The sequence below is a fragment of the Bacillus sp. JH7 genome, from assembly GCF_001563515.1.
GTDB classification, from domain to species: Bacteria; Bacillota; Bacilli; order Bacillales; family Bacillaceae_G; genus Bacillus_A; species Bacillus_A cereus.
Window position 1 is genome coordinate 1 of sequence record NZ_LPUS01000028.1, and the last position, 234, is coordinate 234.

Below are 234 nucleotides of genomic sequence, written 5' to 3' on the forward strand. Positions count from 1 at the left end.
CTTTCTAACTTAACCAAACTAAAAATTAAAAAATATGAGCTACACTGTTATCTAGTTTTCAAAGAACATACATTTATATATGAGAGATAGTTCTCTCAAAACTGAACAAAACGAAACACGGAAACTTATATTGATAAGCAGCGCTTATCAATTCTCCATAGAAAGGAGGTGATCCAGCCGCACCTTCCGATACGGCTACCTTGTTACGACTTCACCCCAATCATCTGTCCCACC

1 rRNA gene is annotated in these 234 nt (G+C 37.2%); it reads right to left on the bottom strand.

From position 1 onward, the window contains the following. Positions 1-161: 161 nt before the first annotated feature. A 16S ribosomal RNA gene (locus AU379_RS23605) occupies positions 162-234 on the bottom strand; the annotation flags it as partial.